Raw genomic sequence first — 13,696 nt, 5'->3', positions numbered from 1 at the left:
TTTACGGCACCCGCACGGCCGTACGCGATTTAGACTCCCGCGTCCGTATATCGGAACGGCGTCAGCCAAGTTGCCTGTGTGTTAACGCATTTGGTGCGTATTTGTACGTCTATTCCGACCCATCCCTATGATCGTCCTCGGGATCGTCGCTCGGCTCCTCCGGCGGCACCACCTGTTTCTCCTCCGCGAAATGGCAGGCCGAGTCATGGGCCGCCGGGCCGGCCGTGAGCCGGAACTCCGCCGGGACCGCGAGCAGCGGAACCTCCAGCGCACAGCGCTCCTGGGCCTTCCAGCAGCGGGTGCGGAAGCGGCACCCGGACGGGATGTTCGTCGGGGAGGGCACGTCGCCGAAGAGGATGATCCGCTCCCGGTGCTCGCGCGCCTCGGGGTCCGGCACGGGCACGGCGGACAGCAGTGCCTGGGTGTAGGGATGCGTCGGGTGATCGTAGATCTCGGCGTCGCGGCCGATCTCCACGATCCGTCCGAGGTACATCACGCCGACCCGGTCGGAGATGTGCCGCACGATGGACAGGTCGTGCGCGATGAAGACGTACGACAGTCCGAACTCGCCCTGGAGTTGGTCCAGCAGGTTGATGACCTGGGCCTGGACGGAGACGTCGAGGGCGGAGACGGGTTCGTCGGCGACGATGATCTCCGGGCGGAGCGCCAACCCGCGGGCGATGCCGATGCGTTGGCGCTGCCCGCCGGAGAACTGGTGCGGATAGCGGTGGATGTACTCGGGGTTGAGGCCGACCACGTCGAGGAGTTCCTGCACCCGGCGCCGGCGGTCTCCCTTGGGCGCGACCTCGGGGTGGATGTCGTACGGCTCTCCGACGATGTCGCCCACGGTCATGCGGGGGTTGAGGGAGGTGTACGGGTCCTGGAAGACCATCTGGATGTTGCGGCGGACGGTCTTGAGGGCCTTGCCGGAGAGCCTGGTGATGTCCTCGCCCTTGTAGCGGATCGAACCGGCCGTCGGCCGTTCCAGGTTGACCAGCATCTTGGCGACCGTGGACTTGCCGCAGCCGGACTCGCCGACGATGCCGAGGGTTTCCCCCGCACCCAGGGCGAAGTCGACGCCGTCGACGGCCTTCACCGCGCCGACCTGCTTCTTGAAGAGAATGCCCCGAGTGAGCGGGTAGTGCTTGACCAGGCCGTTGACCTCCAGGATCGGCTCAGCCGGTGTGGCCTTCGTGGTCATCGAGGCACTCCCTCCAGAAGTGGCAGGCGCTCGTCCGGATCCCGTCCGACGGCTCCACGTCGTACAGCGGGGGTACGTCGGTCCGGCACAGGTCGCGGGCCATGGGGCAGCGGGGGTGGAAGGCGCAGCCGGGCGGGATGCGCATGAGGTTGGGCGGCAGGCCCTTGATCGCGTACAGCTCCTGGCCCTTCTGGTCCAGGCGCGGGATCGAGTCGAGGAGGCCGCGGGTGTAGGGGTGGGCCGGGGCCTTGTAGATGTCGTGGACCGGGGCGGACTCCACGATCCGGCCCGCGTACATCACGGCGATGCGGTCGGCGACGTCCGCGACGACGCCGAGGTCGTGGGTGATGAGGACGAGCCCCATGCGCAGTTCACGCTGGAGTTCGGCCAGCAGGTCCATGACCTGGGCCTGGACGGTGACATCCAGTGCGGTCGTCGGTTCGTCGGCGATGATCAGCGCGGGTTCGAGGGCCAGCGCCATGGCGATCATGATGCGCTGGCGCATGCCGCCGGAGAACTGGTGCGGATAGTCCCTTACGCGTTCCCCGGCGGCCGGGATGCGGACCCGGTCCATCAGCTCGACGGCCTTGGCGCGGGCGTCCTTCTTCGTCATGCCCCGGTGCACGACGAACATCTCGCCGAGCTGGTCGCCGACGCTCAGCACGGGGTTCAGGGACGACAGCGCGTCCTGGAAGATCATCGCCATCTCGGCGCCGCGGACCTTGCGGCGCTCCTCCTCCTTGAGCTTCAGCAGGTCCTGGCCCTTGAAGAGGATCTCGCCGCCGGTGATCCTCCCGGGCGGCATGTCGAGGATGCCCATGATCGCCTGCGCGGTGACCGACTTCCCGGAGCCGGACTCCCCGAGCACGGCCAGGGTCTGCCCCTCGTCCACCCCGTAGTCGACCCCGTTGACGGCCTTGGCGATCCCGTCCCGCGTCCTGAACTCCACATGCAGATCCCGCACTTCCAGCAGCATGACGACGACTCACCTCAGCTTCGGATCGAGGGCGTCGCGCACCGCGTCGCCGAGCATGATGAACGCCAGGACAGTGATCGCCAGGGCCCCGGAGGGCCACAGCAGCGCGTGGGGAGCGTTGCGGATGTAGGGGGAGGCGGCGGAGATGTCGATGCCCCAGGAGACGCTGGGCGGTTTCAGGCCGACGCCGAGGTAGGAGAGGGTCGCCTCCAGGGCGATGTACGTGCCGAGGGCGATGGTGGCCACGACGATGACCGGGGCGACGGCGTTCGGGGTGATGTGGCGCAGCAGCATGCGGGAGTTGGAGGCGCCGAGCGCGCGGGCCGCCTGGACGTAGTCGTTCTGTTTGGCGGTGATGACGGAGCCTCGGGCGATGCGGGAGATCTGCGGCCACCCCAGCAGCACCATGAAGCCGATCACCGGCCAGACGGAGTTGCTGGTGACCACGGACAGCAGCACCAGGCCGCCGAGGACCACGGGGATCGCGAAGAAGACGTCGGTGATCCGGGACAGGAACGAGTCCGACAACCCGCCGAAGAACCCGGCGAGCCCGCCGAGCACCGATCCGAGGAGCGCGACCCCGAGCGTGGCGCAGACGCCGACGGCGATGGAGATCCGCGCCCCGTAGACGGTACGGGTGTAGACGTCGCAGCCCTGGCCGTCGTAGCCGAAGGGGTGGCCGGGCTGCGAGCCCTCCTGGGCCTTGGACAGGTCGCACTTGAGCGGGTTGCCGGAGGCGATCAGCGACGGCCAGAGGGAGATGACGACCAGGAAGAGGATCACCAGCGCCGAGATGATGAAGACGGGGTTGCGGCGCAGATCGCGCCAGGCGTCGGACCAGAGGCTGCGGGCCTTGTCGGAGGGGTCCCCGTGGTCCGCTTCGCCGAGGCTCTTCTCCAGGGTCTCCCCCTCGGTGGTGGCCAGGTCCATGGTGCCGTCCAACCCTGTCGCGGCGATCGCCCCGTCCTCCGCGGCGCGCCCGCCGCCCGATACGTGCGGCTCCTCGGGCTGCGGCTCAGGCATAGCGGATCCTCGGGTCGAGTACGGCGTAGAGGAGGTCGACGAGCAGGTTGGCGAGCAGGAACACCAGGACGAGGACGGTCACGAAGCCGACGACGGTCTGGGTGTTCTGGCGGAGGATGCCCTGGTAGAGCTGGTAGCCGACGCCGTGGATGTTGAAGATCCGCTCGGTGACGATGGCGCCGCCCATGAGGGCGCCGATGTCGGTGCCGATGAAGGTGACCACGGGGATCAGGGAGTTCCGCAGCAGGTGTTTGCGGATCACCCGGTGCCGGGGCAGCCCCTTGGCGACGGCGGTGCGGACGTAGTCGGCGCGGGTGTTCTCCGCGATGGACGTCCGGGTCAGACGGGTGACGTACGCCAGGGAGACGGAGGCGAGGACGAGCCCGGGGACGATCAGCTCGTCGAAGGGGGCCTCGGAGGAGACCGACGGGCTGATCCAGCCCCACTCGACGCCCAGCAGCAGTTGGAGCAGCAGACCGGTGACGAAGGTGGGGACGGAGATGACGACCAGGGTGACCACCAGCGCCCCGGTGTCGACGGGCCGCCCGCGCCGCAGGCCGGTGACGACACCGAGGGTGATGCCGACGACGACCTCGAAGAGGATGGCGACGATGGTCAGCCGGATGGTGACGGGGAAGGCGGAGGCCATCAGCTCGGTGACCTCCTGCCCGTTGAACGCGGTGCCGAAGTCGCCGGTGAAGACGTTGCCCATGTAGGTCAGGTACTGCTGCCAGACGGGCATGTCGAGGCCGAACTCACGGCGTAGTTGGGCGGCCGTCGCCGGATCGCACTCCCGATCGCCGCAGAGGCCCGCGATGGGGTCGCCCATCACGTTCACCATCAGGAAGATCAGGAGTGTGGCGCCCACGAAGACCGGGATCATCTGCAGCAGGCGCCGGACGACGTACCGTCCCACGGGAGGTCAGCCGACCTTGATCTGGTCGTACACCGGCACGCTGAACGGGTTCAGGGAGACGTCGGACAGGCGCGCCGAGTAGCCCGCACTGCCGTTCTGGTACCAGAGCGGGATGGCGGCCATGTTGTCCCGGACGACCTCCTCGGCCTGCTGGAACGTCTGCACGGCCTTCGCCGTGTCGGACTCGGCGTTGGCCTCGTCGACGAGCTTGTCGAACTCGGCGTTGGACCACTTGCCGTCGTTGGAGGAGGCGTTGGTGTAGTACAGCGGCTGGAGGAAGTTCTGGATGAGCGGGTAGTCCATCTGCCAGCCGGCGCGGAAGGGGCCGCTCATCTTCCGCTGGGTGATCTGGTTGCGGTAGTCGGCGAAGGTGCCGACGGGGTTGCCGACGCACGCCTTGTCGTTGTCGAGGGCGTTGTTGATGGAGTTGCAGACGGCGTCGACCCACTGCTTGTGGGAGCCGGTGTCCGCGTTGTACGTGATCTTGACCTGGCCGCCGGGGAGGCCGCCGCCCTCCTCGATCAGCTTCTTGGCGGCGTCCGCGTCGTACTCGCAGGCGTCACCGCACAGGCCCTTCTTGTAGCCGCCGTCCTCGCCGAGGACGGGGGAGGTCCAGTCGGTGGCGGGGGTGCGGGTCTTCTGGAAGATGGTGTCGGTGATCTGGTCGCGGTCGATGGCCCGCGAGAGCCCTTCACGGACCTTGTCCGAGCCCTCCTTGTTCCAGTCCTCGTCGTAGAACGGGAAGGACAGGGTCTGGATGATGCCGGCCGGGGTGTTGATGTACCGGTCGCCGAGGTCGGCCTCGACGTTCTTCAGCTGGGCGGCGGGGACGTCGTCGACGAGGTCGAGGTTGCCCGCCATCAGGTCGGTGTAGGCGGTGTTGTTGTCGGTGTAGACCTTCAGGTCCACGCCGCCGTTCTGCGCCTTGTCATCGCCGGGGTAGTCGTCCCACTTCCTGACCGACAGCTGGGAGCCCTTGGTGTACGAGTCGACGGCGTACGGGCCGTTGCCGACGGGCTTGCTCAGCCAGGCGTCGTGGTCGGTGAAGAACGACTGCGGCAGCGGGGCGAAGGCGTTGTAGCCGAGGGTGTCGGGGAAGGTCGAGAACTTCTGGGTGAGCTTGACCGTGAAGGTGTTGTCGTCGACGACCTTCAGCCCGGAGAGGGTGTCGGCACTCTGCTTGCTGCCGTCGTCGGGGTGCGTCTTGTCGTACCCCTCGATGTACTCGAAGAAGTACGCGTTCTTCTGGTTGTTCTTCAGGCTCGCCCCGTAGTTCCAGGCGTCCACGAAGGACTTGGCGGTGACCTTCTCGCCGTTGCTGAAGGTCCAGCCGTCCTTGACGGTGATGGTGAAGTTCTGCGAGTCGGTCGTCTCGATCTCCTCGGCGAGCATGTCCTTCGCCTCACCGGTCTTGGGGTCGTACCGCTTCAGCCCGCGGAAGATCATGTCGAGCACCTTGCCGCCCTGCACCTCGTTGGTGTTGGCCGGCTCCAGCGGGTTCTGCGGGTCGCCCCAGGAGGAGCTGAGCACCGCGCCGGTGTCCCCGCTGCCGCTGCCGCTGTCACTGTCGTCGTCCCCGCCCCCGCAGGCGGTCGCGGCGAGAGCCACCGCCACCGCGCCGGCGATCCATCGGGCGTGTGTGGCTCCACGCATGGGGTGCCTCCTCGTGAGTGCGCAGTGGTCTGCGGTACTGCGCTGTGCTCCAGCGCCGGGGCGCTGTTCCGTTACCGGCCAATATCAACCGGTTGCACACATAGCGCACATCACTCGGCCCGTCCGGGGGAACACGTCCATCCGGATGTACGCACTCACTGCGTCCGACGTGGCACCGCGGTCGGGGTCGGGGTCGCCCACGTCTGCACGCCCACCCGCCGGGCCTTGCCCTGCCCGAGGACGGGTCTGGCCACAAGCGTCCGCGGAGTCCCACCCGGACCGGCCGCCACCTGGGGTCTTCATGCTTGCGCTGTGGGACTGGGCGCCCACTGGCCGACGACTGGGGCCGAGTGCCCCGCGAGCCGCCTTTTCGGCGGGGGTCGGGCCGGCCGCTTCAGCCTGTGCGACGCGAGGCCCGGCCGAGAGTCTCGCCCTTGATTCCGCCGAGGAAGGCATGCAGAGCCGCGGACGTGGTGGCTATGACGGTCTCGGGGGTTGCGCTCTCACGGAGGTGGACGCGACTGGTGGTGGCGGCGGCGATTTCGACACAGTTCGCGGCGCCACCTTCACTGAAGCTGGACTTCTGCCAACTGAAGTCAGACATACAAGCCCTTTCTACAGGAGGGGGTAGAGAATCCGCTGCAGGAGGCCGAGCGACCCCTTGGCCACACAGACGTCCGGCGACGCATCCGGGTCGACGGCGGGCAGCGCCGATCCGGCCAACGTAGCGAACCAGTCCCCGTACCTGGACAGCGCCTCCCCATCGTCGAGGTACAGCGACTTCTCGATGTGGGAGACCACGACAGTCCCCAACTCCCGCACCTGCGGCGTGAGCAGCACGAATCCCGTACCGAACGGGACGGGACCGTCGGACGGCAGGATCTGAATGGTCACATGCGGCAACCGGGCCAGCTCGACCAGATACAGCAACTGATCACGCATCACCTGGGGCTCCCCCAGCGACATGCTGAGCGCCGCCTCATGGACCACTGCGTGAAGGCTTGGCGGACGCTCGCCTGTCAGCAAGCCACCACGTCGCACCCGGAAGCGGACGGCAGCCGCCCGCCCCTCGTCGCCCATCGGCCGATATCCGGCCCGGTGGATGACTTCGGCGTAGTCGCGTGTTTGCAGGATGCCGGGGACGAACATCGGCTCGTAGGTGACCATGGAGCGGGCACCGTCCTCCAACTCCGCCAGGTCCAGGTGCGCCGAGCTCAGCACCTTCCGGTAGTCGCTCCACCATCCCTTACCTGACCTTTGCCCAAGATCGATCAACGCCTGAACAAAGGTTTGAGAACTCGCACCTTCAGCTTGTGCAAGTCGCTGGACGCGTTCTGAAGCGAGCCCAGTCCTCCCCGCCTCGACACTGCTGAGCTGAGGCTGCCTCATGCCGAGCAGAGCAGCGGCCTCAGTCGACGACAACCCGGCCCGTTCGCGCAACCTGCGCAATTCCAGGCCGAAACGCCTCTGCCGGTACGTCGGATCAGCTCTTAGCCCCACATTCCCCCACCTCCCTCATCCACCAACCATCATTCCACCCAGTCAGGTTGAATAACTCACACCACTTCACCTACGGTGAGTGAGGAGCCAGTCACAGCATGACCTCACTCTGGAGGCTGCCACATGCGCACGCCCGATTCTCCCGGCACCCCTGAACTCCCGGAAACTCACTGGTCGTACGGTTTCCTCATCCCCCACGACCCGCGTGCCGCCTCCGTGGTCAGAGCCGCCCTCCGCGCACTGCTGCGCGCGACCCGCCTCGGGTGCGTGGCCGACACGGTCGAACTCCTCGCCTCCGAGCTGGTCACCAACGCGTACCGGCACTCCCCCACCGACGCCTACGTGAACGTGGAGCGCACCCCCGAGACCCTCACCGTCTCGGTCTGGGACCACGGCCTCGGATGCCCCGCCCCCAGCGAGGCCCGGCAGCGGAGCGACGACGCCGAGGCCGGGCGCGGGCTCGGGATCGTCGAGGCGTGCGCCGACGAGTGGGGCGTACGGGAGTACCTGTACGGCAAGGCGGTGTGGTTCAGCGTGGTGCCGAAGGAAGAAAGGTGAGGCGGTCCGCGGAACCGACCGGGCAAGAGGCGGCACGTATGTCCGCTCGCTACTCTCGGGACATGGAGTACGCGAAGATGCGCGCGATCGCCGAGGAGCTCATGGCATACGCCGAGCACCTCGAAGGGTCATGGATCGTCGAGATCGGCCCCGCCGGCCCCTCCCTCGCGATGATGAGCCCTTCGAAGCGACACGAGGGCGCTGTCCGCCGCATCTGCAAACAGCTGGACGAGCAGCTCCGCAGCACACACCCCGGCTACATCTGCGCGAACGGGCCCGAGATCGAGCACCCGTCGATCGGCCGCATGCGGCGCCCTGACGCCGTCGTCATCCCGGAAGAGGTGCTCGACGAGGAGGGCCTGACCGTGGACGCCACCCAGGTCCTGGCCGTGATCGAGATCGTCTCGCCGTCCAACCCGGACAACGACTACGGCGAGAAGCTCACCGAGTACCCCGCCATGGGGATCGCCCACTACATGATCGTCGACCCTCGCACGGGCACGATCGAGGTGCATTCCGAACCGTGCAAGGGACGCTACTCGCGCAAGGATCCGTACATCTTCGGCGACAAGGTGCCGTTCGGCGTATGGACGGTGGAGACCGCCGCATTCCGCCGCTACGGCAAGGCGGGAAACAGCTCAACCTGACGCGCTGACCGGGGCACTGCTGCGGCCATTCAGCCCAACTCTCCCCTCTCCACGCAGAATTCGTTCCCTTCGGGGTCGGCCAGCGTGACCCAGCCGCCGCCGTCGGGCCGAGTGTGGTCCGCGATCAGCCGGGCCCCGAGGGAGACCGCCCGCTCGACCTCCTCGGCCCGGGTGCGGCCGTGCGGCTTCAGATCGAAGTGGAGCCGGTTCTTCGCCGACTTGCCCTCGGGCACCCGGACGAACAGCAGCCTCGGGCCACCGGCCGGGTCCGCGATCAGGGCCTCCGGGTCACCGGGCTTGTCGTCGTCGGCCAGCGGCCGACCGAGCAGTTCGCTCCAGAAGAGGCCGAGGTCGTACGGGTCGCCGGTGCAGTCGAAGGTGAGGCTGTGGATGGTGGTGGGCTTCGGGCTCAACTGGTATCTCCGTGTGAGTCGGTGAGCGGGTGCGTCAGGTGCGTGGGGTAACTCGGTGAGACAGGTGATTCAACGGTTCCGGGTCGGGCCGGGATTGTTGTTGTTCGGCGGTTGGTTCGTGGGAGGGCGGTTGGAAGCCGCCGGGAGGCCCGGGGGCCGGTGCGGCCCCGGGGTCCCAGGAGTGCCCGGCGTACGGCTCGCGGCCCCGCCCGACGACCGCATCGTCGCCGCCGAGGAGACACCGGGCCCTGCGGCCGCCCCCGGTGCCGGCTGCTGGAGGGCCGTTCGCAGGCGGTGCAGCCGGTCGGCCACCGACGGGTCGGCGTACGGCTGGGAGGCGGCGACCGCGTCCGAGACGAGCCCCCGCCAGCGCGGCTGGATCGGCTCGCCCAGCTCCTCCGGCTTGACCTTGGCGAGCTTCTCCGCCGTGGTGGCGAACCACTCCGACTCGGCCCGGGTCCACGAACGTTCGCGTTCCGTACGCAGGGCGGTGTCCGTGCCGGTGGGCCGGGTCCAGTCACCGTCGGGGCCGAGAGTGTTGTGGTGGAGGGCGGTGCCGTCGCGGCGGTAGACCGTCACCGAGTCCGCGAGCCGCTCCTCGTCGATGACCCGGGCGCTGGCGAGAACACCGGGGAACGAGCGGTCGGGGTTCTCGACGAAGCGGGCGCCGCCCTGGGCCAGCCGGTCGGTGTGGTAACGCTCCAGCACACCCAGTCGGCTCAGCGCGGAGCCCCCGGCGACGAACACCACGTCGATCTCGTACCCGGCCTCACGGAACCGGTTCAGCAGCCGCCGGGTGCGCTCGGGATCGTCCTGGGCGGTGTCGAACAGCACGTCGAGCCGCCGGTCGACGGCGTCCCCGATCGCGGTCTCCACCCAGGCACGGGCGTCGTGATGGGTGTAGAAGCCGGCCGTGGTGTCATCGGCGCGCAGCAACTCCGGCCACTTGGGGTGCAGTTCACGGATGCCGTCGCTGGAGATCTTCACGACGTCCCGGTCGCCGACGAGGGCCCGGGCGACATTGGACTTCCCGGAGCCCGGCTGTCCGCCGAGCACGATCACTTTCGGCCGCTCGGACCCTTCCCCGACCAGCACGGCCGGGGCGATCACCTCCCGGTAGACCTGCCGGTGCCGGTCGGGCGGGAGGGCGTGCCGTAACGGGTCGGGGGACGGTGGTTCGGGCGCCGTGGGCTGCGCCCCGGGACCCGAAGCCCGCGACCGAGGCCCCGCTCCGGCTCCCTCGGCTCTCCCGGGCTCCTCCCCCGTCACCGCCCCTCCTCCACGGCCCGCCGGGCCACCGGGCCCAGCTCCTCGACCACGCGCCGCAGCTCATCGGGGGTCAACTTCCTTACCTGCCGCAGCAGTTCGGCGTACCGCTCGTTCTCCGCCGTCCAGCGCGCGACCGCCTCCGGTTCCGGCTCGGCCGCCTCCCGGGCCAGCCGCAACCGCTCCGCCGCCCAGCCGGTCAGCAGGCCGAGGATGCCCTCGGCGGAGTCCAGGTCTCGGGCGGACTGTTCGGAGAGGACGGAGAGGTCGTGGCTGCGCAGGTCATCGGGCTCGGGCATGTACGGGATCACTCCTCGGTGACGTGGGTACGGCGTATCGGGCCGACGGTCTCTTGCGCCCCGGCCTCCTCTTCCAGCACGTCGGCGCCTCCGGCCACGGTTCCGCCACCGGCCAGGGTCCCGGCATCCACGGTGGCTCCGCCACCGAATTCACCGCCGGTGCCGTCTCCGGCCCGGGTTCCTGCTCAGCCCACGGCCCGCAGAACCGCCCCCGCCGCCTCCCTCAGCGACCCGAAACACACGTGCGCGTCCCGGAGTTCCTCGGGCCGGTGGGTGGAGGCCACCGCGTACACCGTGCAGCCGGCCGCGAGCCCCGCCGCGATGCCCGCCGGCGCGTCCTCGACGACCAGGCACCGGGCCGGGTCGGTGCCCAGGCGGGCGGCGGCGGTCAGATAGCCCTCGGGCGACGGCTTCCCCTCGGAGACGTCCTCGGCGCAGACGCGTACCTCTGGCACGACCAGCCCCGTACGGGCGAGCCGCGCGGCGGTGGGCCCAGCGCGGCTGGAGGTGACGACGGCCCAGCGGCCCGGCGGCAGGGCGCGCAACAGCCCGGCGGCCCCGTCGAAGGCGCGGAAGCCGGGTTCCTCGGTCGCCATCAGCCGGTCCAGAGCCCGGTGTTCCCCGGCCGGATCGCGCTCCGGCGCCACCAGCCGCAGGATGTCCGCCCGCCGCCGCCCCTGCGTGGCCAGCCACACGGCCTCGGGGTCCAGTCCCCGCGCCCGCGCCCAGGCCCGCCAGACCCGCCCGTGCGCGTCGGCGGTGTCGATCAGCACCCCGTCCACGTCGAAGAGGACGGCGGCCGCCGTACCGTCGTCCATCACCCGTCCGGAACCCATCCGTTCGCACGCCCCCGTCGAAAGCAGTCCATCCCAGCGGTTCGTCCACACAAAACAGGGCTCGTCGCACAGCGGCGATGCGGGAGTCGGAGGCGGGGCGGTTCGGCCCCGGCACCGGTCCCGACCCCGGTACCGGGATCATCACCGTCGTACGACGAGCCCTCAAGGACTCGATCAGGTCAGTCGTCAGTCCTTCGTGACCTTCGCGCCGGACCCCTCCGCCCCGCTGTCCTCCAGCGCCTTCAACGCCGGGTCCAGGACGACGTCCTCGGCGCGGGCCTCGGTCGTGGGGTCCTCCGGGAAGTGGCAGGCCGTCAGGTGGCCGTCCAGGTTGCCGGAGAGCTGGACCAGCGGCGGCTCCTCGGAGGCGCACTTGTCCTGCGCCTTCCAGCAGCGGGTGCGGAAGCGGCAGCCGGACGGCGGCGAGATCGGCGAGGGCACGTCACCGGCGAGCCGGATCCGCTCCTTCACCTCGGCCTCGTCGTCGATGGCGACCTCGGGCACCGCCGAGAGCAGGGCGTGGGTGTACGGGTGCCGGGGCCGGTTGTACAGCGAGTCACGGTCGGCGACCTCGACGATCTTGCCGAGGTACATGACCGCGACGCGCTTCGAGAAGTGCCGGACGATGGCGAGGTCGTGGGCGATGAAGAGGAACGCGATGCCCAGCTCGTCCTGGACCTTCTGGAGCAGGTTGACGACCTGCGCCTGGATCGACACGTCCAGCGCCGAGACCGGCTCGTCCGCGACGATCAGCTTCGGGTTCAGGGCGAGCGCGCGGGCGACCCCGATGCGCTGGCGCTGACCGCCGGAGAACTCGTGCGGGAAGCGGTTGTAGTGCTCGGGGTTGAGGCCGACCAGTTCGAGGAGCTCGCGGACCTTGTTCTCCCGGCCGCCCTCGGGATTGATCCCGTTGACCTCCATCGGCGACTTGATGATCGTGCCGACCGTCTGCCGCGGGTTCAGCGAGGAGTAGGGGTCCTGGAAGATCATCTGGATCTCGGACCGCACCGGCGCCAGCTGCTTGCGCGAGGCGTGCGTGATGTCCTGGTCCCGGTAGGTGATCTTCCCGCCGGTGGGCTCCATCAGCTTCGTGATCAGCCGGCCGGTGGTCGACTTGCCGCAGCCCGACTCACCGACGAGGCCGACGCTCTCGCCGACGCCGACGGTCAGGTCGATGCCGTCCACCGCCTGGACGGCGCCGACCTTGCGTTTGATCGGGAAGCCGCCGTGGATGGGGAAGTGCTTCGTCAGGCCCTCGACCCTGAGGAGCGTTTCGGCCGCGGTGTCCTTGGAGCCCTGCTGCGCGGGGAGGGTGAGGTTGTCGCTCATGTCTCGGTTCTCCCTAGCGCAGCCGAGGCTGGATCTTGTCGATGAAGATGGTCTGCTTCTGCTCCGCCGTCAGGTGGCAGGCGGAGTCGCGCCCCTGACCGAGCGGGGGCCGCTCGGTGCTGCACCGGTTGCCGGTGACCTCACCGGTGAACGCGCAGCGCGGGTGGAACGGGCAGCCGGTGGGCGGGTTGAGCAGGCTGGGCGGGGAGCCGGGGATCGGCGTGAGCGCCTGCGCGGTGTCGCCGCCGAGGCGGGGCATCGAGCTGAGCAGGCCCCAGGTGTAGGGATGCTTGGGCTCGCGCAGCACCTCACGGACACTGCCGCGCTCCACGGCCCGGCCCGAGTACATCACCAGCAGGTCGTCGGCCATGTCGGAGATGACGCCGAGGTCGTGGGTGATGAAGATGATCGCGGAGCCGAACTCCTGCTGGAGGTCCTTGAGCAGGTCGAGGATCTGGGCCTGCACCGTCACGTCGAGCGCGGTGGTCGGCTCGTCCGCGATCAGCAGGTCGGGGTCGCAGACCAGCGCCATGGCGATCATGGCGCGCTGGCGCATACCGCCGGAGAACTGGTGCGGGTAGTCGTCCACCCGCGTCTGCGGGTGCGGGATGCCGACCTTGGCCAGCATCTCGATCGTCCGCTGCCGGGCCTCCTTCTTGGAGGCGCCGGTGTGCTTCATGAACGGCTCGGCTATCTGCCGGCCCACCGTGTAGTACGGCGAGAGCGCCGTCAGCGGGTCCTGGAAGATCATCGCCACCTTGTTGCCGCGGAGCTGCTCCAGCTCCTTCTCCTTGGCGGTGACGAGTTCCTTCCCGTCGAGGATGATCTCGCCCTCGACGGTGGTGGTCTTGGGGTTGTGCAGGCCGAGGACGGTCAGGTTGGTCACGGACTTGCCGGAGCCCGACTCGCCCACGATGCCCAGCGTCTTGCCGCGCTCGACGTCGAAGGAGAGCCCGTCGACGGCCTTGACAATGCCGTCCTCGGTGGAGAACCGCACCCGCAGGTCGCGGACCGAGAGGAAGGCCTCCGGCCCGGTCGGGGCCTTCTCACCTTCGGTCTTGGTCAGAGTGGTCACGGTA

16 protein-coding genes are annotated in these 13,696 nt (G+C 69.0%); 2 read left to right on the top strand and 14 right to left on the bottom strand.

Annotated features, from left to right (window positions below; translation table 11 throughout):
• Positions 1–109: 109 nt before the first annotated feature.
• The 7 genes from OG272_RS32255 to OG272_RS32225 all read right to left on the bottom strand — a co-directional run bounded on the left by OG272_RS32255 (position 110) and on the right by OG272_RS32225 (position 7,269).
• Positions 110–1,201, bottom strand: coding sequence for a dipeptide ABC transporter ATP-binding protein (locus OG272_RS32255; RefSeq protein ID WP_327727937.1), 1,092 nt, complete (start codon positions 1,199–1,201; stop codon positions 110–112).
• A complete protein-coding gene (locus OG272_RS32250; protein ID WP_405895364.1) occupies positions 1,176–2,177 on the bottom strand; it encodes an ABC transporter ATP-binding protein in 1,002 nt (333 codons plus the stop codon). Before OG272_RS32250 ends, OG272_RS32255 begins: the two co-directional genes overlap by 26 nt.
• 9 nt (positions 2,178–2,186) lie before the next feature.
• Positions 2,187–3,200: an ABC transporter permease gene (locus tag OG272_RS32245; protein WP_327727938.1), complete on the bottom strand. Its 1,014-nt coding sequence runs from the start codon at positions 3,198–3,200 to the stop codon at positions 2,187–2,189.
• Positions 3,193–4,116, bottom strand: coding sequence for an ABC transporter permease (locus OG272_RS32240; RefSeq protein WP_327727939.1), 924 nt, complete (start codon positions 4,114–4,116; stop codon positions 3,193–3,195). Before OG272_RS32240 ends, OG272_RS32245 begins: the two co-directional genes overlap by 8 nt.
• Positions 4,117–4,122: 6 nt before the next feature.
• Complete coding sequence (locus OG272_RS32235; RefSeq protein ID WP_327727940.1) at positions 4,123–5,769, bottom strand: ABC transporter substrate-binding protein; 1,647 nt, start codon at positions 5,767–5,769, stop codon at positions 4,123–4,125.
• Positions 5,770–6,163: 394 nt separating this feature from the next.
• Complete coding sequence (locus OG272_RS32230; protein ID WP_327727941.1) at positions 6,164–6,373, bottom strand: DUF397 domain-containing protein; 210 nt, start codon at positions 6,371–6,373, stop codon at positions 6,164–6,166.
• An 11-nt stretch (positions 6,374–6,384) separates the two neighbouring features.
• Positions 6,385–7,269, bottom strand: coding sequence for a helix-turn-helix transcriptional regulator (locus OG272_RS32225; RefSeq protein ID WP_327750221.1), 885 nt, complete (start codon positions 7,267–7,269; stop codon positions 6,385–6,387).
• Positions 7,270–7,392: 123 nt separating this feature from the next.
• Here OG272_RS32225 and OG272_RS32220 point away from each other — a divergent pair, with 123 nt between their 5' ends.
• Both OG272_RS32220 and OG272_RS32215 read left to right on the top strand, forming a co-directional pair.
• Positions 7,393–7,827 carry an ATP-binding protein gene (locus OG272_RS32220; protein WP_405895363.1) on the top strand — a complete coding sequence of 145 codons (435 nt, stop codon included), beginning with the start codon at positions 7,393–7,395 and terminating at the stop codon, positions 7,825–7,827.
• A gap of 62 nt (positions 7,828–7,889) precedes the next feature.
• A complete protein-coding gene (locus tag OG272_RS32215) occupies positions 7,890–8,474 on the top strand; it encodes a Uma2 family endonuclease (protein WP_405895362.1) in 585 nt (194 codons plus the stop codon).
• Positions 8,475–8,503: 29 nt separating this feature from the next.
• Here the strand turns inward: OG272_RS32215 and OG272_RS32210 are convergent, their stop codons facing one another.
• The 7 genes from OG272_RS32210 to OG272_RS32180 form a co-directional block, all read right to left on the bottom strand.
• Positions 8,504–8,887, bottom strand: coding sequence for a VOC family protein (locus OG272_RS32210; protein ID WP_405895361.1), 384 nt, complete (start codon positions 8,885–8,887; stop codon positions 8,504–8,506).
• Positions 8,888–8,956: 69 nt separating this feature from the next.
• Positions 8,957–10,156, bottom strand: a complete 1,200-nt coding sequence (locus tag OG272_RS32205; protein WP_327727945.1) for a zeta toxin family protein — start codon at positions 10,154–10,156, stop codon at positions 8,957–8,959.
• Entirely contained in the window at positions 10,153–10,452 is a 300-nt protein-coding gene (locus OG272_RS32200; RefSeq protein ID WP_327727946.1) for a hypothetical protein, read from the bottom strand. The genes OG272_RS32205 and OG272_RS32200 overlap by 4 nt, the downstream gene beginning before the upstream one ends.
• Positions 10,453–10,460: 8 nt before the next feature.
• The gene (locus OG272_RS32195) at positions 10,461–10,583 is read right to left on the bottom strand and encodes a hypothetical protein (protein WP_326577941.1); all 123 of its coding nucleotides are present in this window, start codon (positions 10,581–10,583) and stop codon (positions 10,461–10,463) included.
• A 54-nt stretch (positions 10,584–10,637) separates the two neighbouring features.
• Positions 10,638–11,270 carry an HAD-IA family hydrolase gene (locus tag OG272_RS32190; protein WP_328223982.1) on the bottom strand — a complete coding sequence of 211 codons (633 nt, stop codon included), beginning with the start codon at positions 11,268–11,270 and terminating at the stop codon, positions 10,638–10,640.
• 204 nt (positions 11,271–11,474) lie between these two features.
• Positions 11,475–12,617 (bottom strand): oligopeptide/dipeptide ABC transporter ATP-binding protein, encoded by a 1,143-nt coding sequence (locus OG272_RS32185; protein WP_327727948.1) that lies wholly within the window; start codon positions 12,615–12,617, stop codon positions 11,475–11,477.
• A 13-nt stretch (positions 12,618–12,630) separates the two neighbouring features.
• Positions 12,631–13,692, bottom strand: a complete 1,062-nt coding sequence (locus OG272_RS32180) for an ABC transporter ATP-binding protein (RefSeq protein WP_328223981.1) — start codon at positions 13,690–13,692, stop codon at positions 12,631–12,633.
• Positions 13,693–13,696 lie beyond the last annotated feature (4 nt).

Source organism: Streptomyces sp. NBC_00104 (assembly GCF_045160825.1).
In the GTDB taxonomy this organism is placed as follows: Bacteria; Actinomycetota; Actinomycetes; order Streptomycetales; family Streptomycetaceae; genus Streptomyces.
This window is presented reverse-complemented; position numbering and strand designations above follow the sequence as displayed.

What these genes read in the sequence shown, in the direction of transcription:
- OG272_RS32230 (WP_327727941.1), bottom strand. Translation starts at nt 6,373, where the DNA reads ATGTCTGACTTCAGTTGGCAGAAGTCCAGCTTCAGTGAAGGTGGCGCC.
- OG272_RS32235 (WP_327727940.1), bottom strand. Translation starts at nt 5,769, where the DNA reads ATGCGTGGAGCCACACACGCCCGATGGATCGCCGGCGCGGTGGCGGTG.
- OG272_RS32215 (WP_405895362.1), top strand. Translation starts at nt 7,890, where the DNA reads ATGGAGTACGCGAAGATGCGCGCGATCGCCGAGGAGCTCATGGCATAC.
- OG272_RS32250 (WP_405895364.1), bottom strand. Translation starts at nt 2,177, where the DNA reads ATGCTGCTGGAAGTGCGGGATCTGCATGTGGAGTTCAGGACGCGGGAC.
- OG272_RS32255 (WP_327727937.1), bottom strand. Translation starts at nt 1,201, where the DNA reads ATGACCACGAAGGCCACACCGGCTGAGCCGATCCTGGAGGTCAACGGC.
- OG272_RS32220 (WP_405895363.1), top strand. Translation starts at nt 7,393, where the DNA reads ATGCGCACGCCCGATTCTCCCGGCACCCCTGAACTCCCGGAAACTCAC.
- OG272_RS32185 (WP_327727948.1), bottom strand. Translation starts at nt 12,617, where the DNA reads ATGAGCGACAACCTCACCCTCCCCGCGCAGCAGGGCTCCAAGGACACC.
- OG272_RS32200 (WP_327727946.1), bottom strand. Translation starts at nt 10,452, where the DNA reads ATGCCCGAGCCCGATGACCTGCGCAGCCACGACCTCTCCGTCCTCTCC.
- OG272_RS32190 (WP_328223982.1), bottom strand. Translation starts at nt 11,270, where the DNA reads ATGGACGACGGTACGGCGGCCGCCGTCCTCTTCGACGTGGACGGGGTG.
- OG272_RS32245 (WP_327727938.1), bottom strand. Translation starts at nt 3,200, where the DNA reads ATGCCTGAGCCGCAGCCCGAGGAGCCGCACGTATCGGGCGGCGGGCGC.